Raw genomic sequence first — 20,949 nt, 5'->3', positions numbered from 1 at the left:
CGGCTGACGAGTCGCGGCTGACGACCGGACCTGGGTGACCGGTGGCTGGACGCGGCGCCGGTGGTCGTGCGCTGCACGGGCGTGGTCGCCGCCGCGCTCGTCCTCGCCCTCGCCCTCGTCCTCGTCCTGGCCAGGGGGCCGCGCGCCACCGCCCCGCGGACCGGGGAGCAGGCGGCCGTGCCGCACGCTGCCGGGCCGCCGCAACAGTAGGCCGCCCCCGGACCCGAGCCGGCCGGGGCCGGGCCGCACCCCGGCCCCGACGCGGGCGTGGGCGCGTGCGTGCCCCCTTCGGAGGGCAGGGGGCGGGGTTCCGCGCGGCGGAGCGGTCCCGGTGGCAGCGCGGAGGTGTGCGGCGGGGGCCGGGGCGGAGGGCGTGGGGTGCGTAAGCGGTGCGGGCAGATTCCGTGGAGATTACGGAACCGAAACTTACTCAGCGGTCAGCTTTGTGTCCGACCCCTACCCATGTGCGCCCATTTTCCGCCACCGACCGGCGCAGACGAGAGCATCGTTCGCTTTTTGCCCCTCTCCCGCCCTGTCGCCGCGTGAGGTAGCTTTCACGGCGCTGCGGGGCCATGAGAGAAGCGGGGTGCGTTTGCGCGAGTTCACCAACCCTCCGTTGGCGCTGGCGCCGCCGGTGGGCGGTCTGGCCGACGTCGTCTTCCGGCACGCCCAGGAGGACCCGCAGTACATCGCCCTCGGCCGCAAGGACGAGCAGGGCGAATGGCGCGACGTCACCAGCGGTGAGTTCCGCGACGAGGTCCTCGCGCTGGCCAAGGGCCTGCTCGCCCGGGGCATCCGGTTCGGCGACCGCGTCGCCGTCATGGCCCGCACCCGCTACGAGTGGACGCTGTTCGACTTCGCCCTGTGGACCGTCGGCGCGCAGGTGGTGCCGATCTACCCGACGTCCTCCGCCGAGCAGTGCTACTGGATGCTCTACGACGCCGAGTGCACGGCCGCGGTGGTCGAGCACGAGGACCACGCGATGACGATCGCCACCGTCATAGACCGCCTGCCTCAGCTGCGACAGCTGTGGCAGCTGGACTCGGGCTGTGTGCAGGAGCTGTACGACGCCGGGGCCGCCATCGAGGACGAGGTGGTGCACCGGCACCGCGAGGCGGTCACGCCCGACTCGACCGCGACGATCATCTACACCTCGGGCACCACGGGCCGCCCCAAGGGCTGCGTCATCTCGCACGGCAACTTCATGTTCGAGGCGGACACCGTCATCGAGCGCTGGGAGCCGGTGTTCCACTCCAGGAAGGGCGACGAGGCGGCGACCCTGCTGTTCCTGCCGCTCGCGCACGTCTTCGGCCGGATGGTGCAGATCGCCGCGATCCGCGGCAAGGTCCGCTTCGGCCACCAGCCCCAGCTGCACGCGGCGGCCCTCCTGCCGGACCTGGCCGCGTTCAAACCGACGTTCTTCCTGGCCGTGCCGTACATCTTCGAGAAGGTCTTCAACGCGGCCCGCCGCAAGGCGGAGCGCGAGGGCAGGGCCGGGCCGTTCGAGAAGGCCGTCGAGGTGGCCGTGAACTACGCCGAGGCCCTGGAGGCGAAGGCGTGGGGCATCGGCCCCGGCCCGTCGGCCGGGCTGCGCATGCAGCACCAGCTGTTCGACAAGCTCGTCTACTCCAAGGTGCGCGCCGCGATGGGCGGCCGCGTGCGGCACGCCATGTCGGGCGGCTCGGCCATGGACCGCCGGCTCGGCCTGTTCTTCGCGGGCGCGGGCGTGCTGATCTACGAGGGCTACGGCCTCACCGAGACGACGGCCGCGGCGACCGCCAACCCGCCCGGCCGCACCCGCTACGGCACCGTGGGCCAGGCGATCCCCGGCATGACCGTGCACATCGCGGACGACGGCGAGATCTGGCTGCGCGGCGACAACGTCTTCCAGGGGTACCTCAACAACCCCAAGGCCACCGACGAGGCCCTGCACGACGGCTGGCTGGCCACCGGCGACCTGGGCTCCCTCGACGAGGACGGCTTCCTCACCATCACCGGCCGCAAGAAGGAGATCCTGGTCACGTCCGGCGGCAAGAGCGTCTCGCCGGGGCTGCTGGAGGAGCGGGTGCGCGACCATCCGCTGATCAACCAGTGCATCGTCGTCGGCAACGACCGGCCGTTCGTGGCCGCGCTGATCACCCTCGACCAGGAGGCCGTCGAGCACTGGCTGCAGATGCGCGCGAAACCGCAGCTGACGCCCGTCGAGCTGGTGCGCGACCCCGACCTGGAGGCGGAGGTGCGCCGGGCCGTCGTCGCGGCGAACACGCTCGTGTCGCAGGCCGAGGCGATCCGCACCTTCCGCATCCTCGCCCAGCCCTTCACGGAGGAGCACGGTCTGCTCACCCCGTCGCTGAAGCTGAAGCGCAAGGCGATCGAGGGCGCCTACGCGCAGGAAGTCGACGCCCTGTACCGCGCATGATCCGGCGCAGGGAGGTGAAACGGTCATCCGGTGGGCAGGAGACGGGTCTGCGGCAGACTCCCGCGGGAAACCGATCGGCGAGGGCAGGAATGCGACGCCCACCGTGATCGTTGACGATGGGAGTACCACTTTGACGGACAACCGAAGGATCAAGAGCTCGTGAGCAGCAAGGTCCCCCAGATCACCCTCAACAACGGCGTGGAGATGCCCCAGCTGGGCTTCGGTGTCTGGCAGGTGCCGGACGACGAGGCGGAGCAGGCGGTCTCCACCGCGCTGGAGGCCGGGTACCGCAGCATCGACACAGCGGCGATCTACGGCAACGAGGAGGGCACCGGCAAGGCCATCGCCTCCTCCGGCGTGCCCCGCAAGGACATCTTCGTCACCACCAAGCTCTGGAACGGCGACCAGGGGTACGACTCGACGCTCCGCGCGTTCGACGCCTCCCTGGCCAAGCTCGGCCTGGACTACGTCGACCTGTATCTCATTCACTGGCCGCTCCCGGCCCGTGACCGTTACGTCGACACGTACAAGGCGTTCGAGAAGCTCCTCGCGGACGGCCGCGTGCGGGCCGTCGGCGTGTCCAACTTCCTGCCGGAGCATCTGGAGCGGCTGACCGGCGAGACCTCGGTGGTGCCGGCGGTCAACCAGATCGAGCTGCACCCGCACCTCCAGCAGCAGGCGTCCCGCGAGTTCCACGCGGCGCGCGGCATCGCCACCGAGGCCTGGTCTCCGCTGGGCCAGGGCAAGGGCCTCCTGGAGGTTCCGGCGATCGTCGCCATCGCCCGCAAGCACGAGCGCACCGCCGCCCAGGTCGTGCTGCGCTGGCACCTCCAGCTGGGCAACGTCGTGATCCCCAAGTCCGTGACGCCGTCGCGGATCCAGGAGAACATCGACGTGTTCGACTTCAGCCTGGACGACGAGGACCTCGCGGCCATCAGCGCCCTGAACGAGGACCGGCGCATCGGACCCGACCCGGCGACGTTCGACGTCGCCTGAGCCGCGACGGGGGTGAACTCCCCCGCGAACGGTGTCGAGGGCGCCCCCCTTTCCCGGGGGGCGCCCTCGACTCGTCGCGCGGGCAGTTCGTCCGTCGGCGGTTGTCAGTCGCCAGTTGTCAGTTGGGCTGTCCGACCGGCCGGACGACGACGGTGTTGACGTCGACCCCGGCCGGCTGCCGGATCGCCCACACGACGGAGTCGGCGATCTGGTCGGCGGTCAGCAGGGGCCCCAGCGGCAGGCTGCCGTTGCCGTCCCAGAACGGGGTCTCGACCCGGCCGGGCGCGATGAGCGTCACGCCGACGCCCCACTCGGTGACCTGGCGGCGGGTGTTCTCCGCCAGCCCCGTCACCGCCCACTTGGTCGCACCGTAGAGGTTGCCCGGCGTGTGCACGAAGCCGGCGACGCTGCCGACCAGGACGATCCGCCCCTTCGTCCGCCTGAGGGCGTCGATCGACGCGCGGATGAGCAGGGCCGGTCCGAGCACGTTGGTCAGCACCATGTCGGTCCAGCCGGCCGGGTCGCCCTCCGCGACCGAGTCGTGCGTGGCGGTCCCCGCGTTGGCGACGACCGTGTCCAGCCGTCCGAACGTGTCGAGTGCCCGGTCGACCGCCGAGCGTACGCAGTCGTAGTCGGCGGCGTTCCCGGTGACCGTCAACAGCCCTTCGGGCTCGCCCAGTTCCTCGGCGAAGGCGCGCAGCCGCTTCTCCCCGCGGCCGGTGACGACGACCCGGTGCCCCGCCTCCAGCAGCCGGCGGGCGACGGCGGCGCCGATGCCGCTGCCGCCGCCGGTGATCAGCGCGACCGGCGCGTCCGACGCTTCCGGCGTTTCGTGAACCTGCGAAGTGCCCGATGCCTCCGGAGTGGCCGGAGTGCCCGGAGTTGCGGATGTGTTGCTCATGACATACCCCCATGGTGGCGCCCGCACGGTCCGCGGTGCGCTGCGCAGTCCACCACTTGGAGCACTCTCCAAGTCAAGCCCCGACGGAGGGACTTGACCACCCGGGCCGACCTCGGGGTCGGCCCGCTACACCGGCTTCACCGCGGTGTGCACCGTGTGCGCGGCGAGCACGAAGACGTCCGCCCTGCGGTGCACGCCCGCCTCGTCGGCCGGGTCGAGCAGCCGGTCCAGCGTGGCGCGGTCGTCGGGGTCGAGGGAGTCGCCGAAGCCGTCCCGCAGCCGGGCGAGGGTCTCGGCGATGTAGGAGCGGGCCCGCTCGGAGGCGGGTGCGGGCAGGTCGAGCAGGAAGCTGCGGCTGCGGGCGTGGTGCAGACCGGCCGCGCCGAGCAGGGACGCCCAGTCCTCGGTCTCGTGCACGGAACCGGGCAGGTCGGCCCGCATCCGCGCGAACCACTCCTCCTGGAGGGCGTCCAGCCGGGCTTCCAGTCCGGGCCGCCCGAAGCCGAGGTCGCGCGGCAGGAACCGGGACGGCAGACCGCCCTCCATGATCGCCAGTGTGCCGCCGGGAGCGAGCCGCTCCGCGAAGGCGGTCAGGGCGGCGCGCTGGTCGCCGAGGTGATGCAGGCTGCGGCCCGCCCACAGGAGGTCGGCCGGGTAGTCCAACTGCTGGAGCACGCCCGGCAGTTCACCGGCCAGGGTGCCGAAGCGGTCGCCGTGGCCGAGGCGTTCGGCGCGCTGCCGTGCGCGCTCCAGCAGCGGGGCGGAGCCGTCGACGGCCATGACCCGCGCGCCGGGGAACGTCTCGGCGAACAGGGTGGAGACGACGCCCGGACCGCTGCCCGCGTCCACGATCAGCCCTGGTTCCGTCACCTCCTTCCCGAGCCAGGACAGGGCCCGCTCGTACAGCGGGGTGAACAGCTCGGCCTGCGCTTCGAGGTGCGGGGCCATGTCGGCCCAGTCGATCTCGGTGTCGTGACCGTGACCGTGGGCGTGGCCGGGGGCGTGGCCCTGGCCATGGCCCGTGGGGTGGCCGTCGTCGGGGGTGTGCGGGTCGCCGTGGGATGCGTGCGGGGGGTGCGCCATGGTGGTCAGCCTCTCGTCCGTGGTGCCGCCAGGGTGCGCCGACGCACCGGGGCGAGGCCACTCCTGTTGCCGAGCCGGCAAAAAACGGGATGCGGACGGCAAGCCGGTTCACCAGGATGGCCCGATGGACGATGCACAGATCGAGCGGTTCCTGCGGGACGGATTCGTGCGGCTCGGGGGCGCCGTCCCCCGGCGGGTCGCCCAGGACTGCGCACGGCTGCTGTGGCGGGAGACGGGGTACGACGCGGACGACCCCGGCACCTGGAAGGAGCCGGTGATCCGTGTCGGCGACATGGCGCAGGGCCCGTTCGCGGCCGCGGCCAACGCCACGGCGCTGCACGAGGCGTTCGACCTGCTGGTGGGCGAGGGCCGCTGGGCGCCGCGCTACTCGCTGGGCACGTTCCCGCTGAGGTTCCCGCACGAGGCGGAGCCCGACGACGCGGGCTGGCACATCGAGGGCAGCTACCTCCCGGACGGCGCGACCTGGCCCTGGGCGAATGTGCGCTCGCGGGACCGCGCGCTGCTGATGCTGTTCCTGTTCAGCGAGGTGGGCGAGGACGACGCCCCGACGCGGATCCGGGTGGGCTCGCATCTGGACGTGCCCCCGCTGCTCGAACCGTACGGCGAGCAGGGCGTCTCGATCCTGGAGATCGCGCCGCGGCTCGACCGGGCCACGGCGCACCGTCCGGTCGCGTACGCCACCGGTCGCCCCGGGGACGTCTATCTCTGCCACCCGTTCCTGGTGCACGCGGCGCAGCCGCACCACGGGAAGCGTCCCCGTTTCATGGCGCAACCGCCGCTGAGTCCGGCCGCCCCCTTGGAACTGGAGCGGCCGGACGGCGACTACTGCGCGGTCGAGTTCGCGATCCGCCGGGGGCTGGCCCGGGAGGGCTGAGCACCCCGGCGGATCACCGTCGCCGCCCCTCGGACGCGGCCGCTTCGGACGCGGTCGCCTGCGTGGGCCCGGCAGGGCCCCCGGAAGCGGACGGTCGTCGGCGCACCGCGGCCGGGGCCGGCGCGGCGGCCTACAGCGGCGGGTAGGCGTTCTGCATCAGCTGCTGGAACTGGGCGGAGAACCAGTGTCCGGACAGCGGGGCGTTCGGCAGGGCGCCGGACAGGCTGTTGCCGTTGCGCGGGTTGCCGGTGTAGGTCGGGTCGCACATCCGGTCGAAGCCCTTGCCCTCGTCGTTGGCGACGGCGGAGCTGGCGCCGTCCGACTCACCCGGCGGCTTCATCCACACGTAGGCGTCGATCCCGGCGGCCGGCGCCGCCTTGGGACGCTCGCCGAGGCCCGCGCCGGACTGGTTGCACCAGTTGCCGACGTGGATCCGGCGGTCGTAGCGGCCGCCGTCGACATAGGTGTCCACGCTGGTCGAGGCGCCCGGGCCGGCGGGACGGGCGGTGCCGCCCCAGCCGTTGCGGGAGGTGTCGATCAGCATGCCGATGTTGGACCTGAAGCCGGTGGTCACCAGCTGGTTGCGGAAGCCCTGGGCGTACGACAGCTCGTCGACGTAGCGGTTCCAGTCCACCCACTTGGACTCACGGACCGACTTGCCGCCCACCGAGTCGTTGATGGTGAAGTTGTTCTCCTTCAGGGCGCTGTAGTTCGCCGTGTTGGTGATGAAGCCGTGCACGTCGTCGACGGTCGCGCCCTCGGAGGTGGCGGCCTGGTACATGATCTGGGCGGACGGCACGAAGTTGTCGTCCCAGCCGAGCCAGCCGTGGTGTCCGGCGTCGATGTAGTTGTAGACGTTGGGGATCGCGCCGAGCTTCTTCAGTGCGTAGCCCACGCCCTTCACGTAGTTGCCGTTGGCCTTCATGGTGTCGCAGGCCGGGGTGGCGGTGGCCTTGCCGCCGGTGTTGGTGACGAGGTTCGGCAGGGAGTCGATCTCGACGGCGGTGACGATCCGCAGGCCCGCGTACTTGCTGTCCGCGAGGATGGCCGCGATGGGGTCGATGAACTGCGTCTTGTACTTGTCGATCTCCGTCGGGCCCAGCTCGCCATTGGAGGCGAGGGCCGAGCAGTCACGTCCGGGAAGGTCGTAGACCACCAGCTGGACGACTTCCTCGCCGCTGCCCTTCTGGGCGAGGGCCGCGTCCAGGTGGGCGCGCAGACCCATGTGGCCGTTCGCGCCGTTGATGGCGGCGATGCGGTCCAGCCAGATGCCGGTGGGCTGGTTGGAGACCCGGCTGCCGCCCGGCTCCGCGGCGGCCAGCGCCGACCATTCCGGGTTCACGTACACCTTGGCGCCGGCGTAGGGGTTGTCGACCTTGGTGCCCGGGGTGCCGGGGTCGGTCGGGCCGGGGTCGGTCGGGCCGGGATCCGTGGGACCCGTGCCGCCGTCGACGTTGCAGGTCACGCCGTCGAGGGTGAACGTGGCCGGGACGGCGTTGGCGCCGCTGTAGGTGCCCTGGAACCCGAAGCTGACCGAACCGCCGGTCGCCAGCGTCCCGTTGTAGTTCTCGTTGGCTGCGGTGACGCCCGTCCCGGACTGGGTGACCTTGGCGTTCCACGCGTTGGTGACCTTCTGGCTGCCGGCGTACGTCCACTTCACCGCCCAACTCGACTTGGCGGCCGAGTTGTTGGTGACGGTGACGGCTGCGGTGAATCCGGAGCCCCAGTCGTTCTGCACCTTGTAGTCGACGCTGCACGGGATGGCGGCGATGCCCGAGTCGCCGGGGACGACCGCGAGCGCCGTCCCGGAGGCGCCGGCGACCAGTGCCAGCGCGGCGAGTACCGCTGTTCTGCTACGGCTCATGAGTGCGGGTTTCCTTCTTGGTTGCGGGATGCTGTCCGTTTCCTCGGTGGTTCCGTTCGGCGTCGCCGGTCGACGATCCCGGCCGGCGTCTCCGACCCGTGTTCCTGTGCGGTGTTCCTGTGCGGTGTTCACGCGCGGTGATCTTGTTCGGTGCGTGTTCGGTGCGCGTGTCCGGTGTCGCTGCCGGCGCCCCTTGTCCGCGGGTCCGGCCGGTGGCGCCTATCCCTGGAGTTGTCCCTGGAGTGCGCGCAGATGGTCGCGCAGCCCGGTGCCGTACGCCGTGGGCGTACCGTCGTACCCCTTGATCAGGGACGGCCCGGAAGAGCAGTCCCAGGTGTTCCACGTCCAGCCCAGATAGGACAGGCCGTGGTCGTCGAACCACTTCATGACCTGGTCGACGAAACCGTGCGAGCAGGTGTTCTCCCCGATCTCCCCCGCGACGAGCGGCACGCGGGCGGCCACGGGCGCGAGCGTCGAGTTCCAGCAGCCGGCGTCGGCGCAGCTGTTGAAGTTGTAGACGTGGTACGCGGCCCCGAGATTGCCGGCCGGGTCGTCGGGCCGGTGGGCGAGCCACTGGGTGAGGTCGTTGGAGTAGGCGAGGCCGCCGGCCAGGATCACGTTCCGGGCGCCGGTCGCCCGTACCGAGTCGACGAGGTCCTGCATGCCGGCGACCTGGTATCCGATGCCGGGGCAGGCGCCGCCGTCGCGCCAGCACGTCCACGCCTGGGCGGCCGTGGCGGTGGCGCGGTCCGGGTAGGGCTCGTTGAACAGGTCGAACACGACGGCCGCGTCGTTCTTGAAGGTGTTCGCCACCGACGTCCAGAACGACGGTGTGTACTGCATGTCGGGCATCGGCTTCTGGCAGGTGGCGTGCACGTCGGAGCAGCCGGCCGAGTTGCCCGTGTACCGGCCGTAGGTCCAGTGCAGTTCGACGACGGGCGTCATGCCGTGCGCCTCGACGCGGGCCACGAGCTGCTTGACCGCGTCGACGTAGTTCGCTCCGCCGTAGGCGGGGTCGATGTTCGACAGGCCCAGCCAGCACTCCTCGTTGAGGGGAATGCGGACGGTGTTCACCTGCCAGTCCGCGATCGCCGCGACGGCCGCGTCGTCGACCGGACCGTCCCAGATGCCGCGTCCCTGGACGCACATGAACTCGCCGCCGGAGCGGTTCACTCCGAGCAGCCGGCGGTTCCCGCCGCCGGCGTCCACGAGCCTGTTCCCCGAGACGTGCAGCGCGGGCGGACCGTCACCGGGGCCCGGCGGATCGGTCGGGGGAGGAGCGGTGGGCGTGGGGGTGGAGGTGGGTGTCGGTGAGGATGGAGGGGTGGGCGTAGGGGTGGGTGTAGGGGTGGAACCGACGTTGCAGGTCGTTCCGTTGAGCCTGAACGTCGTCGGTACGGGGTTCGCCCCCGACCTGGAGGCGACGAAACCCGCGCTGACACTCGCGCCGGAGCCGAGGGAGCCGTTCCAGCTCTCGTTCGCGGCGGTGACCGTCGTGCCGGACTGGGACCACTCGGCGCTCCAGCCCTGAGTGACCTTCTGTCCGTTCGCGAAGTCGAAGGCGAGGCTCCAACCGCTCACGGCCGCAGCGTTGTTGGTGATCTTCACGGCGCCCTGGAAGCCGGCGTCCCACTGCCCGGTGACGGAGTACTCCACCGTGCAGGCGGGCGCGGCTCCCTGCGCCGTGACGACCGGCAGCAGGGCGCCCGCGACGAGGGCGGCCGTGCCGGCGACGGCTGAAAGTACTGAACGCGGGGGGTGTCGCATGAGCGAGTCCTTGCAGCTCAGCGCGCCGTGACTGGCGCGTCGACTGATGGAATCGCTCCCACTGGTGTTTCGAAGCTAGCGCCAAGTGCTGGCAAAGAACAGAGGTTCAGCTGACTTTCCATCAACTTGACGCGTCGAATCTTTTCGACTCTTCAAGCGTCTTGACCGCGTTCACCCCCATCCCCACTATGGGAGCGCTCCCACTGGTTCAAGGCTTGTTGCTCCTCCCCCACTTCTCCGAGCCGCAAGGAGGACCAGCACATGGATCCCTCACGCAGACGCCGCCGGGCGCGGCGCCTGTGGACCGCCGTCGCGGCGGCCCTCGCGCTCCCCTTCGCCATGCTGAGCACGAGCACGACTCCCGCACAGGCGGCGGGAGTCCAGTGCAACGTGGACTACAAGACCAACGACTGGGGCTCCGGCTTCACCGCGGACCTGACGCTCACCAACCGCGGTACGGACGCCATCAACGGCTGGACGCTCACGTATTCCTATGCGGGCAACCAGAAGCTGTCGAACGGCTGGAACGGCAGCTGGGCGCAGTCCGGTCAGCGGATCACGGTGACCAACGCCTCGTACAACGGGACCATCGCCGCGGGCGCGGCGGTCAGCACGGGCGCGCAGTTCACCTACAGCGGCGCCAACGCCGCTCCCGCCTCGTTCTCGGTCAACGGCACCGCCTGCGTCGGCGCGCACCAGCCGCCGGTCACGGTGCTGACCAGCCCGACCGCGGGCGCCGTCTACACCCAGGGGGACGCGGTGCCGCTCGCGGCGACCGCCGCGGCCGCCGACAACGCGACCATCACCAAGATCGAGTTCTACGACGACACGACCCTGCTGGGCACGGACACGAGCGCGCCGTACGCGCTGTCCGCCTCCGGCTTGTCCGTGGGCAGTCATTCACTGGTGGCGAAGGCCTACGACAGCCTGGGCGCGTCCGCGTCGTCGACCCCGGTCGGCGTCACGGTGGCCTCGGGGCCGGCCGTGGTCGCCTCCTCGAACCAGCTGGCCGTGCAGCAGGGCAAGACGGGCACTTACTCGCTGAAGCTGTCGACCCAGCCGTCGGCGAACGTGACCGTCACGACCGCCCGGACCACGGGCAACACCGGTCTCACGGTGACGGGCGGGGCGAGCCTCACGTTCACGCCGTCGAACTGGAACACGGCCCAGAACGTGACCATCACCGCCAACGCCTCGGGCACGGGCGCGGCGACCTTCGAGTCGACGGCCGCCGGGCACGCCAAGGCGTCGGTCACGGCCACGGAGATCCCGGGCGCCAAGACGTACGACGCCCGGTTCCTGGACCTCTACGGCAAGATCACCAACCCGGCGAACGGCTACTTCTCCCCCGAGGGCATCCCGTACCACTCGGTGGAGACGCTGATCGTCGAGGCCCCGGACCAGGGCCACGAGACGACCTCGGAGGCCTACAGCTACCTGCTGTGGCTCCAGGCGATGTACGGCAAGATCACCGGCGACTGGACCAAGTTCAACGGCGCCTGGGACATCATGGAGAAGTACATGATCCCCACCCACGCCGACCAGCCGACCAACTCGTTCTACAACGCGTCCAAGCCGGCCACCTACGCGCCCGAAATGGACACGCCGAACGAGTACCCCGCGAAACTGGACTCCGGCGTCTCCGTGGGCACGGACCCCATCGCCGGTGAGCTGAAGAGCGCCTACGGCACGGACGACGTCTACGGCATGCACTGGCTCCAGGACGTCGACAACACCTACGGGTACGGCAACGCGCCCGGCAAGTGCGAGGCCGGCCCCGCGGACACCGGGCCGTCCTACATCAACACCTTCCAGCGCGGTGCGCAGGAGTCGGTGTGGGAGACGGTGCCGCAGCCGACCTGCGACGCCTTCAAGTACGGCGGCAGGAACGGCTACCTGGACCTGTTCACCGGCGACTCCTCCTACGCCAAGCAGTGGAAGTTCACCGACGCCCCCGACGCCGACGCGCGCGCCGTGCAGGCCGCCTACTGGGCGGACCTGTGGGCCAAGCAGCAGGGCAAGGGCGGCGAGGTCTCCACGACGGTCGGCAAGGCCGCCAAGATGGGCGACTACCTGCGCTACGCGATGTACGACAAGTACTTCAAGAAGGTCGGCAACTGCACCGGGCCGAGCTCCTGCCCGGCCGGGACCGGCAAGGACGCCTCGCACTACCTGCTCTCCTGGTACTACGCCTGGGGCGGCGCCACCGACACCAGCGCGGGCTGGGCCTGGCGCATCGGCTCCAGCCACACCCACGGCGGCTACCAGAACCCCCTGGCCGCCTACGCCCTGAGCAACAGCGCCGACCTCAAGCCCAAGTCGGCGAACGGGCAGGCCGACTGGGCCAAGTCGCTGGGCCGGCAGCTGGAGTTCTACCGCTGGCTCCAGTCCAGCGAGGGCGCCATCGCGGGCGGGGCCACCAACAGCTGGGCGGGCCGCTACGCGACTCCCCCGGCCGGCACGTCGACCTTCTACGGCATGTACTACGACCAGCAGCCCGTCTACCACGACCCGCCGTCCAACCAGTGGTTCGGCTTCCAGGCGTGGTCGATGGAACGCGTCGCCGAGTACTACCAGCAGACGGGGAACGCGAGCGCCAAGGCGGTCCTCGACAAGTGGGTCGACTGGGCGCTGTCCAAGACCACGATCAACCCGGACGGCACCTTCCGGATCCCCTCCACCCTCCAGTGGTCGGGCCAGCCCGACACCTGGAACGCCTCGAGCCCCGGCGCCAACACGGGACTCCACGTCACCGTCGCCGACTACACCGACGACGTCGGAGTGGCCGCCGCGTACGCCAAGACCCTGTCGTACTACGCCGCCAAGTCCGGTGACACGGAGGCGAAGACGACCGCCAAGGCGCTGCTGGACGGGATGTGGGCCAACAACCAGGACGCCCTCGGCATCGCGGTCCCGGAGACCCGCACCGACTACAACCGCTTCAACGACAGCGTGTACGTCCCGAGCGGCTTCAGCGGCACGATGCCCAACGGCGACGCGGTCAACTCGTCCTCGACCTTCGCCTCGTTGCGCTCCTTCTACAAGAACGACCCCGCCTGGTCGAAGATCCAGGCCTATCTCGCGGGCGGCGCCGCCCCCGTGTTCACGTACCACCGCTTCTGGGCCCAGGCGGACATCGCCCTGGCCATGGGCTCGTACGCGGAGCTTCTCGAATAGCCCCCGCCGAGCACTCCGCGGTGCGGGCGGTGTTCGTCCGCGGACCGGCCCCGGCCGGCCGTCCGGCACCCCGCGCCCCCGGCCCGCCCCGCGGGACCCGGGAGCACGGGGAGACGCCGCCCCACGGCGGAGTCGCTCGAAGGCTCCGCGTACGTGGCTCCGTCACCTGACGACGGGGCCCCAGGCCGGGCGGCCCCCACCCGCACAGGGGGCCGCCCGGCCATCGCACGTCCCGCACCCGCTCCTCCCCCCAGCCGATCTCTCCCCGCACCGATCTCCCCGCATCGATCTCCTCCCCCCATGCGTTCCGCGAGGAAGGACCCCACCGTGCGAAGAACCCGCATCCTCACGGCCGTGCTGGCGCTCGCCGCCGGCCTGATCGCGGGCAGCCCGCCCGCGCTCGCCTCGGACGGCCCCCGGACGACGCTCTCCGCCGAGTCGTACACCTGGAAGAACGCCCGCATCGACGGCGGCGGCTTCGTGCCCGGCATCGTCTTCAACCGCAAGGAGAAGAACCTCGCCTACGCCCGCACCGACATCGGCGGCGCCTACCGCTGGCAGGAGTCGAGCAAGAGCTGGACGCCGCTGCTCGACTCGGTCGGCTGGACGGACTGGGGACACACCGGCGTGGTGAGCCTGGCCTCGGACTCCGCCGACCCGAACAAGGTGTACGCCGCGGTCGGCACGTACACCAACAGCTGGGACCCGGGGAACGGGGCCGTGCTGCGCTCCGCCGACCGGGGCGCCAGCTGGCGGAAGACGGACCTGCCCTTCAAGCTCGGCGGCAACATGCCCGGCCGGGGCATGGGCGAGCGGCTCGCGGTCGACCCGAACAAGAACAGCGTGCTGTACCTGGGCGCCCCCAGCGGCAAGGGCCTGTGGCGGTCGACCGACTCCGGCGTCACCTGGTCGCAGGTGACCGCGTTCCCCAACCCCGGCAACTACCAGCAGGATCCGTCCGACACGAGCGGGTACGCCTCCGACAACCAGGGCGTCGTCTGGGTCACCTTCGACGAGTCCACGGGCACGGCCGGCACCGCCACGAAGACGGTCTACGTCGGCGTGGCGGACAAGGACAACGCCGTGTACCGCTCGACGGACGCGGGCGCGACCTGGACCCGGCTGGCCGGGCAGCCGACGGGATACCTGGCGCACAAGGGCGTGCTGGACGCCGTCAACGGCTACCTGTACCTCGCCTACAGCGACAAGGGCGGCCCCTACGACGGCGGCAAGGGCCGGCTGTGGCGGTACGCGACGGCCACCGGGACGTGGACGGACATCAGCCCGGTGGCGGAGGCCGACACGTACTACGGCTTCAGCGGGCTGACGATCGACCGGCAGAAGCCTGGCACCGTCATGGCCACCGCCTACAGTTCCTGGTGGCCGGACACGCAGATCTTCCGGTCGACCGACAGCGGCGGCACCTGGACGAAGGCGTGGGACTACACGTCGTACCCCGACCGGGCGAACCGCTACACCATGGACGTCTCCGCGACGCCCTGGCTGACCTGGGGAGCGAACCCGGCCCCGCCGGAGCAGACGCCCAAACTGGGCTGGATGACCGAGGCGCTGGAGATCGACCCGTTCGACTCCGGCCGCATGATGTACGGCACGGGCGCGACGATCTACGGCACGGAGAACCTCGGTCAGTGGGACAGCGGGGGCAAGTTCACCCTCAAGCCGATGGTGCGGGGGCTGGAGGAGACCGCCGTCAACGACCTGGCGTCTCCCCCGACCGGCGCCCCGCTGCTCAGCGCGCTCGGCGACATCGGCGGCTTCCGCCACACGGACCTCACGAAGACGCCGTCGATGATGTTCACCTCCCCGAACTTCACGACGACGACGAGTCTGGACTTCGCCGAGAAGAACCCCGCCACGGTGGTGAGGGTCGGCGACCTCGACTCGGGCCCGCACGTGGCGTTCTCGACGGACAACGGCGCCAACTGGTTCGCCGGGACCGACCCGTCGGGCGTCAGCGGCGGCGGAACGGTCGCCGCGGCGGCCGACGGCAGCCGGTTCGTGTGGAGCCCGGCGGGCGCGCCCGTGCAGTACACCACCGGCTTCGGCACCTCGTGGCAGGCCGCGAGCGGCATCCCCGCGGGCGCGGTCGTCGAGTCGGACCGGGTCGACCCCAAGGTGTTCTACGGCTTCAAGTCGGGTCGTTTCTATATGAGTTCGGACGGCGGCGCGACGTTCACCGCGTCCGCGGCGACGGGACTGCCGAGCGGCGACAGCGTGCGCTTCAAGGCACTGCCCGGCGGGCGGGGCGACGTCTGGCTGGCGGGCGGGGCGAGCGACGGCGCCTACGGGCTGTGGCACTCGACCGACGCCGGCGCGACCTTCGCCAAGCTGTCCAACGTCGAGCAGGCGGACACGATCGGGTTCGGCAAGGCGGCGACGGGCGCGTCGTACCAGACCCTCTACACCAGCGCGAAGATCGCCGGAGTCCGGGGCATCTTCCGCTCGACGGACAAGGGGGCGACCTGGACCCGCATCAACGACGACGCCCACCAGTGGGGCTGGACGGGCGGGGCCATCACGGGCGACCCGAGGGTCTACGGGCGCGTCTACGTCTCGACGAACGGCCGGGGCGTGATCTACGGCGACACGTCCGACACCGGCGGCGGGGACGGCGGAGGCGGGGGCACGGACCCCACCGACCCCACCGACCCCACTCCGACGGGGGCCTGCGCGGTGACGTACACGATCACCAACCAGTGGTCGGGCGGCTTCCAGGCGGACGTGAAGCTCACCAACACCGGCACGAGCGCGTGGTCCGGCTGGAGCCTCAACTGGACGTTCCCCGACGGGCAGACGGTCTCCCAGCTGTGGAACGCCGACCACACCCAGTCGGGCGCGGCGGTCACGGCAAGGAACATCGCCTGGAACGGCAATGTGGCGGCCGGTTCGTCGGTCGGCTTCGGCTTCACCGGTAACTGGTCGGGCTCGAACACGAAACCGACCGCGTTCAAACTCGGCGACCGGAGCTGCACGGTGGGCTGACCCGGGGAAGGATTCTCCGCCGGACGGCACACGCCGGACGGTCCTGCCCGGCCCGGCCCGGCCCGGTCGGGTCGGGTCGGGGACGTCAGCCGGCCCGGCGCGCGTCCGGAAGCGGGCCGGGAAGCGGTTTGCGGAACGCCCTGAGCGTGAAGACGGGGTCCGGGCGGGGCCGGTCCTGGTCGGGCAGGGCCGCGAGGCGGGCGGCGAAGCCGTCGGCGAGCGGGTGTCCGGGCGGGAGGGTGACGAACCACCCGCGCCGCAGGTCCGCGATGGCCTGGCGGGGGCTGCGGCCCTGCCCCCGGCCGGGGAAGCGGGCCTCCCCGGCCGGGACCAGGCCGCATTCCCGGGCGTACGACTCCACCACCTCGGGGGCGTCCGGGGCCGGCCGGTACGGACGGGCCGCCAGGACGACATCGATGTCGCTGCCCACGTTGTGCGAGGCGCCCTTGTCGACCGTGGTGACATGGACGCCGCCGGGCCGCAGCACCCGCGCGCACTCGGCGACGATCCGCCGCGCATGCGCGGGGTCCTCGACGAGATGGAGCAGCCACACACTGCTCACGGCGTCGAACCCCTCGTCCCGGAAGGGGAGTCGGCGGGCGTCCGCGAGGACGACGGCGCCGGGCAGCCGGGCGGCCGCGTGTTCGGCCATGGCGGTGACGCGATCCACGCCCGTCACCCGCAGCCCCTCCCGGCCGGACGCGAGCCGCCGGGTCACGCTGCCCGTGCCGCAGGCGACGTCCAGCAGACTGCGCGCCCCGGCCGGCAGGAGGCTCAGCACACCCTCCGCTGCGGCCGCCGCGCGGGGTTCGCCGCCGCGCGAGACGTCGTACCGTTCGGCTTCCTCGTCGTAGTCCAGCATGCCGGTTCCCCGTTCCCCGTTCCGTCGCCGCCGCCGTCCGCCCCGCCGTGCCCCGCCGTGCCGCCCGGCTCCTGCCCCGCCCGCCCGCTCAGCGCGCGCCGTGCGCGGAGGCCGCCGCCTCCACCCGGCGGGCCAGCTCCACGTCCAGGCGGGTGACGGCGCCTCCCGCGCTGTGGGTCTGCACCGCGAGGGACACCGTGTGATAGCCCAGGGTCAGGTCGGAGTGGTGGTCGAGCTCCTCCTGGATCCGTGCGACGTGCACCACCAGGGCCGTCGCGGCGAAGTGGGAGTCCAGCCGGTACGAGCGGGTGAGGCGGTCGCCGTCCAGGGACCAGCCGGGCAGCTCGGACAGCCGCTCCTCGATCTCTTTCCGCGACAGCGGTTCGACGGCCATGTCCCGGCTCCCTTCGTGGATGTCGCGTACCTGTCCAGCGTGCCACAGGAACGCCGCCCCGGCCCTGGTCAGAGCCGCCGCCCGTGGCCGGCGCACCGCGTCCCCGGCGCCGCGCCGCCTCAGCCGCGCACCGCGCCGCCCTCCCGGAAACGGTCGTGACCATGACGACCGCCGCGACCGGTACGAACACCGTCCCCGCCGACCGTGGTGTCGGGCCGCTGCCGCGGGCCTGGCGGGAGCGCCGTCCGTCTCCACCTTCAACACCCCCATGGACGTGACGGTCGCCGGACTCGCCGTCGAGACGTTCCTGTCGACCGACCTTCGTGAAATGCCCGCACATGACGGTCAGTTGACGGTCGATCATATCGACGGGGCAAGGAATGTTCGACTCCGTTCCCGTCGGCCCGCGGCCCGGAACGTGACACACTGGCCGGTGTGCCCGAACGCGTAGGGGAGACGTGGCGTGAGTGAACGGCGGCCCGCGCCCACGGTCGGGCAGGTGGTGCTCGGCAGGCGGCTCCAGGAGCTGCGCGAGGCGGCCGGCCTCAGCCGCGAGGAGGCGGCCCGCTCCCTGCGCGTCGCTCCGGCGACGGTGCGCCGGATGGAGACGGCCGACGTCGCCCTGAAGGTCCCGTACGTGCAGGTGCTGCTGGAGGCGTACGGCGTCCCCGAGGCGGAGACTCAGGCGTTCGTCTCGCTCACCGAGGAGGCCAACCGGCCCGGCTGGTGGCAGCGTTACCACGACGTGCTGCCGGAGTGGTTCAGCCTGTACGTCAGCCTGGAGGGCGCGGCCCGGCTGATCCGCTCGTACGAGCCGCACTTCGTCCCCGGGCTGTTGCAGACGGAGGACTACGCGCGGGCGGTGCTGGAGGCGGGCACGGTCGGGCGGACCACCCCGCGGTCCATCGAGCGTCACGTGTCGCTGCGCATGGCGCGCCAGCGCCTGCTGGAGAGCGCGGACCCGCCCCACCTGTGGGTGGTGATGGACGAGACGGTGCTGCGCCGCCCGGTCGGCGACGACCCCGCCGTGATGACCGGACAGCTCGACAAACTGGTGGAGTTCGCCGAACGCGACCGGATCACCCTCCAGATCTCCGAGTTCGCGACGGGACCGCATCCGGGGACGTCCGCGCCGTTCTCGCTGTTCCGCTTCGCCGAGCCCGAACTGCCCGACCTGGTCGTCGCCGAGTACCTGACCGGCGCCCTGTACCTCGACGACCGCAAGGAGGTCTCCGCCCACCTGGAGGTCCTCGACCACATGACGACGCACGCCGCGTCCGCGCCGCGCACCAAGGAGATCCTGCGCGAGGCCCGCGCCGCCCTCTGAACGCGGCCCGCCCGCCCGGCCGTCGGGGTGTGTGAAGGCCTCGTGCGGCCCGGCCGTGACCGGGCCGGCCCCGGTAGCATCGGTGACCGCGAGTCGACGGCGGTTCACGATCGGTGCGGCGGGGGCAGCGGGCATGGTCAAGAAGTACGTCGTGTCGCCGCACGGGGGACGCGGCGGACACCGGGACATCGGGTCCGCGCTGCGCGCCGCCGCGGCGCGCGGGCGGCCGGCGCGCGTGGAGATCGCGCCCGGCCACTACGAGGAACACCTCGCCGTCCGCGGGGAGACCGAGCTGGTCGCGCTCGGCGAGCCGGGCTCCGTGGTGGTGAGCGGCCCCCGGGGCACCGTGCTCGACGTCCTCGGCCAGGTCGTGGTGCGCGGGCTCGTCCTGGTGGGGCGGGACGCCGCCGCCGGCGTCGTCGACTGCCAGGGCGGCGCCCTCGTGCTGGACCACGTGGAGGTACGGGCCCACGACGGGGTGTGCGTGCAGGTGCGACCGCGCGCCGCGGCCACCCTGACCGACTGCCGGTTCCGGTTCGGCCGGGTCGTGTTCGACGGCTCCGCCGGGCACGTCGAACGGTGCGGTTTCTCGGACTGCGCCGACAACGCGCTCGCCGTGGTCCAGAACGCCCGGGTCACGGTGCGGGCCGCTCGCGTCGACGGCGCCCGCATCCACGGCGTACGGGTCAGCGACGCGTGGGCGCACCTCGCCGGGTGCGAGGTCACCGGGACCGAGAAGGCGGCCCTCATGGCGGACACCCGCGCCGAGATGATCGTGGAGGACTGCCGGGTCGACGCCGTGCACATGGCGGCGCTCGCGTACGTCGAGCAGTCCCGCGGGTCGGTGCGCGGCACCCGTGTCGCCGACGCCGAGAACGGGGTCCTGGTGGCGAGCGGCGCCGACCCCTCGGTGCACGGCTGCGTGTTCGCCGACTGCCGTGACACCGGCGTGCACGTCCAGGAGGCCGGCCGGGGCACCTTCGAGGACTGCGAGATCCTCGGCGCGGGCAACGTCGGGATCCTGTCCACCAGCGGCGGCGCCCCCCGCGTGAGCGGGTGCCGCGTCACGGGCGGCAACGTCGGCATCGCCGTCACCGACAAGGCCCGCGGCCGCTTCACCGGCACCGCCGTCTCGGACCTGACCGGCGTCGCTCTGCGGGTCTGGGACGAGAGCAAGGCCGTCTTCGAGCAGATGCGCGTCGAGCGCTGTCCGTTCGGCCTGGAGACCCGCGGCAACGGCGGGACCGCGGCCGAGCTGACCGACGCGGTGATCCAGGACTTCGACATGGCGGCCGTGGCCGCCGTCGGCCAGTCCCGCACCGTCGTGAGGAAGGTCCGCGCGGAGCGCGGGCTGGTGGGCTTCAGCGTCGGTGAGGAGGCGCAACTGCACGTGCACGACTGCGAGGTGACGGCGATGACCACCGGCGGGGCGCTCGCGCACGGCTCGTCGCGGCTGGTCGCCGTGAACCTCGGCGTCACCGACGCCCAGTCGTTCGGGCTGTGCGCGACGGACTCGGCGTACGTGGACGTCGCGCACAGCCGTTTCGACGGCTGCGGGGCCACCGGCATGCGCTTCGACGGCTCCGGCGGCGGCCGGCTCGTGGAGTGCTCGGTGACGGGCACGGGGGTCACCGCCGTCCAGCACAACGACCGCGTCGACCTGACGACGCTGCGCACCACCCTGCCGGTCGTGCGGATCGCCGAACCCGCCCCGGCGCCGGTGTCCGTCGTCAACAACTACTACGGTCCGGTGTTCCACCAGGCGGTCCACCACGCCCAACTGGCGTGGAACAACAGCACCGTCGTCCAGCGGCAGACCAACCACAGCGACGAGGACGGAGTCGGCGGATGAGCGACCCCCAGCAGGTGAACAACTACGACGGGCCGGTGTTCCACTGCGCCGTGTCGGGCTCCCAGTTCGCCTGGAACAACGAGACGGTCACCCAGAACCAGCAGCTCAACGGCCCCGTGGCACCGGGCCACGAGGCGCTCGCGGCGCTGGTGGGCGAGCTGCTGCGGCAGCTTCCCGGGGCGGGCCTCCCCGACCGCGAGCGTGAGGACGCCGAGGCCGCCGCACAGGACGTGCTGGCGGAGGTCACCACGGGGCAGGATCCCGAGCCGGGCCGGCTGCGCCGTGCCCTGAACGGTCTCAGGGGAGCCCTGGCCCCGGTGGCGACCGGGATCGCGGCGGGCACGGCGGTGGGGGCGCAGGAGTGGGCGCAGGAGGCGATCCGGGGCCTCAGCGGCCTGGTCTGACCCCG

Annotated in this window: 15 protein-coding genes; 9 read left to right on the top strand and 6 right to left on the bottom strand. The window is 71.8% G+C overall.

Annotated features, from left to right (window positions below):
* Window positions 1-60: 60 nt before the first annotated feature.
* The 3 genes from OG802_RS29180 (at window position 61) to OG802_RS29170 (ending at window position 3,415) form a co-directional block, all read left to right on the top strand.
* Window positions 61-210, top strand: coding sequence for a hypothetical protein (locus OG802_RS29180; RefSeq protein ID WP_329415220.1), 150 nt, complete (start codon window positions 61-63; stop codon window positions 208-210).
* Between the two features lie 382 nt (window positions 211-592).
* Complete coding sequence (locus OG802_RS29175; RefSeq protein WP_329415218.1) at window positions 593-2,419, top strand: AMP-dependent synthetase/ligase; 1,827 nt, start codon at window positions 593-595, stop codon at window positions 2,417-2,419.
* Window positions 2,420-2,578: 159 nt separating this feature from the next.
* Window positions 2,579-3,415 (top strand): aldo/keto reductase, encoded by an 837-nt coding sequence (locus OG802_RS29170; protein ID WP_329415216.1) that lies wholly within the window; start codon window positions 2,579-2,581, stop codon window positions 3,413-3,415.
* A gap of 118 nt (window positions 3,416-3,533) precedes the next feature.
* On the opposite strand, the gene OG802_RS29165 is transcribed toward OG802_RS29170, so the two are convergent.
* Both OG802_RS29165 and OG802_RS29160 read right to left on the bottom strand, forming a co-directional pair.
* Window positions 3,534-4,316, bottom strand: a complete 783-nt coding sequence (locus OG802_RS29165) for an SDR family oxidoreductase (RefSeq protein ID WP_329415213.1) — start codon at window positions 4,314-4,316, stop codon at window positions 3,534-3,536.
* A gap of 126 nt (window positions 4,317-4,442) precedes the next feature.
* Complete coding sequence (locus OG802_RS29160) at window positions 4,443-5,399, bottom strand: class I SAM-dependent methyltransferase (protein ID WP_329415211.1); 957 nt, start codon at window positions 5,397-5,399, stop codon at window positions 4,443-4,445.
* 124 nt (window positions 5,400-5,523) lie between these two features.
* Between OG802_RS29160 and OG802_RS29155 the strand changes: the two genes are divergently transcribed.
* On the top strand, window positions 5,524-6,294 hold the full coding sequence (locus OG802_RS29155) for a phytanoyl-CoA dioxygenase family protein (RefSeq protein WP_329415210.1): 771 nt from the start codon (window positions 5,524-5,526) through the stop codon (window positions 6,292-6,294).
* Between the two features lie 130 nt (window positions 6,295-6,424).
* Here the strand turns inward: OG802_RS29155 and OG802_RS29150 are convergent, their stop codons facing one another.
* Window positions 6,425-8,158 carry a glycoside hydrolase family 6 protein gene (locus tag OG802_RS29150; RefSeq protein WP_329415208.1) on the bottom strand — a complete coding sequence of 578 codons (1,734 nt, stop codon included), beginning with the start codon at window positions 8,156-8,158 and terminating at the stop codon, window positions 6,425-6,427.
* Window positions 8,159-8,377: 219 nt separating this feature from the next.
* Entirely contained in the window at window positions 8,378-9,925 is a 1,548-nt protein-coding gene (locus OG802_RS29145; protein WP_329415207.1) for a cellulase family glycosylhydrolase, read from the bottom strand.
* Between the two features lie 261 nt (window positions 9,926-10,186).
* On the opposite strand from OG802_RS29145, the gene OG802_RS29140 reads away from it, so the two are divergent.
* Window positions 10,187-13,102, top strand: coding sequence for a glycoside hydrolase family 48 protein (locus OG802_RS29140; protein WP_329415205.1), 2,916 nt, complete (start codon window positions 10,187-10,189; stop codon window positions 13,100-13,102).
* A 327-nt stretch (window positions 13,103-13,429) separates the two neighbouring features.
* Window positions 13,430-16,105 (top strand): cellulose binding domain-containing protein, encoded by a 2,676-nt coding sequence (locus tag OG802_RS29135; RefSeq protein WP_329415203.1) that lies wholly within the window; start codon window positions 13,430-13,432, stop codon window positions 16,103-16,105.
* An 85-nt stretch (window positions 16,106-16,190) separates the two neighbouring features.
* On the opposite strand, the gene OG802_RS29130 is transcribed toward OG802_RS29135, so the two are convergent.
* Window positions 16,191-16,967 carry a class I SAM-dependent methyltransferase gene (locus tag OG802_RS29130; protein WP_329415202.1) on the bottom strand — a complete coding sequence of 259 codons (777 nt, stop codon included), beginning with the start codon at window positions 16,965-16,967 and terminating at the stop codon, window positions 16,191-16,193.
* Window positions 16,968-17,055: 88 nt separating this feature from the next.
* Window positions 17,056-17,361, bottom strand: coding sequence for a 4a-hydroxytetrahydrobiopterin dehydratase (locus OG802_RS29125; RefSeq protein ID WP_329415199.1), 306 nt, complete (start codon window positions 17,359-17,361; stop codon window positions 17,056-17,058).
* A gap of 463 nt (window positions 17,362-17,824) precedes the next feature.
* On the opposite strand from OG802_RS29125, the gene OG802_RS29120 reads away from it, so the two are divergent.
* The 3 genes from OG802_RS29120 (at window position 17,825) to OG802_RS29110 (ending at window position 20,944) form a co-directional block, all read left to right on the top strand.
* Window positions 17,825-18,688: a helix-turn-helix domain-containing protein gene (locus OG802_RS29120; RefSeq protein ID WP_329415197.1), complete on the top strand. Its 864-nt coding sequence runs from the start codon at window positions 17,825-17,827 to the stop codon at window positions 18,686-18,688.
* 82 nt (window positions 18,689-18,770) lie between these two features.
* Complete coding sequence (locus tag OG802_RS29115; RefSeq protein WP_329415195.1) at window positions 18,771-20,540, top strand: right-handed parallel beta-helix repeat-containing protein; 1,770 nt, start codon at window positions 18,771-18,773, stop codon at window positions 20,538-20,540.
* A complete protein-coding gene (locus tag OG802_RS29110; protein ID WP_329415194.1) occupies window positions 20,537-20,944 on the top strand; it encodes a hypothetical protein in 408 nt (135 codons plus the stop codon). The genes OG802_RS29115 and OG802_RS29110 overlap by 4 nt, the downstream gene beginning before the upstream one ends.
* Window positions 20,945-20,949: the final 5 nt, after the last annotated feature.

It is taken from the genome of Streptomyces sp. NBC_00704 (assembly GCF_036226605.1).
Lineage (GTDB): Bacteria > Actinomycetota > Actinomycetes > Streptomycetales > Streptomycetaceae > Streptomyces.
The sequence above is the reverse complement of the archived record's forward strand: the minus strand, read 5'-3'. Positions and strand labels throughout refer to the sequence as shown.

Coding starts and splice junctions, on each gene's coding strand:
- OG802_RS29165 (WP_329415213.1), bottom strand. CDS start 4,316: ATGAGCAACACATCCGCAACTCCGGGCACTCCGGCCACTCCGGAGGCA.
- OG802_RS29140 (WP_329415205.1), top strand. CDS start 10,187: ATGGATCCCTCACGCAGACGCCGCCGGGCGCGGCGCCTGTGGACCGCC.
- OG802_RS29160 (WP_329415211.1), bottom strand. CDS start 5,399: ATGGCGCACCCCCCGCACGCATCCCACGGCGACCCGCACACCCCCGAC.
- OG802_RS29130 (WP_329415202.1), bottom strand. CDS start 16,967: ATGCTGGACTACGACGAGGAAGCCGAACGGTACGACGTCTCGCGCGGC.
- OG802_RS29150 (WP_329415208.1), bottom strand. CDS start 8,158: ATGAGCCGTAGCAGAACAGCGGTACTCGCCGCGCTGGCACTGGTCGCC.
- OG802_RS29125 (WP_329415199.1), bottom strand. CDS start 17,361: ATGGCCGTCGAACCGCTGTCGCGGAAAGAGATCGAGGAGCGGCTGTCC.
- OG802_RS29155 (WP_329415210.1), top strand. CDS start 5,524: ATGGACGATGCACAGATCGAGCGGTTCCTGCGGGACGGATTCGTGCGG.
- OG802_RS29145 (WP_329415207.1), bottom strand. CDS start 9,925: ATGCGACACCCCCCGCGTTCAGTACTTTCAGCCGTCGCCGGCACGGCC.
- OG802_RS29110 (WP_329415194.1), top strand. CDS start 20,537: ATGAGCGACCCCCAGCAGGTGAACAACTACGACGGGCCGGTGTTCCAC.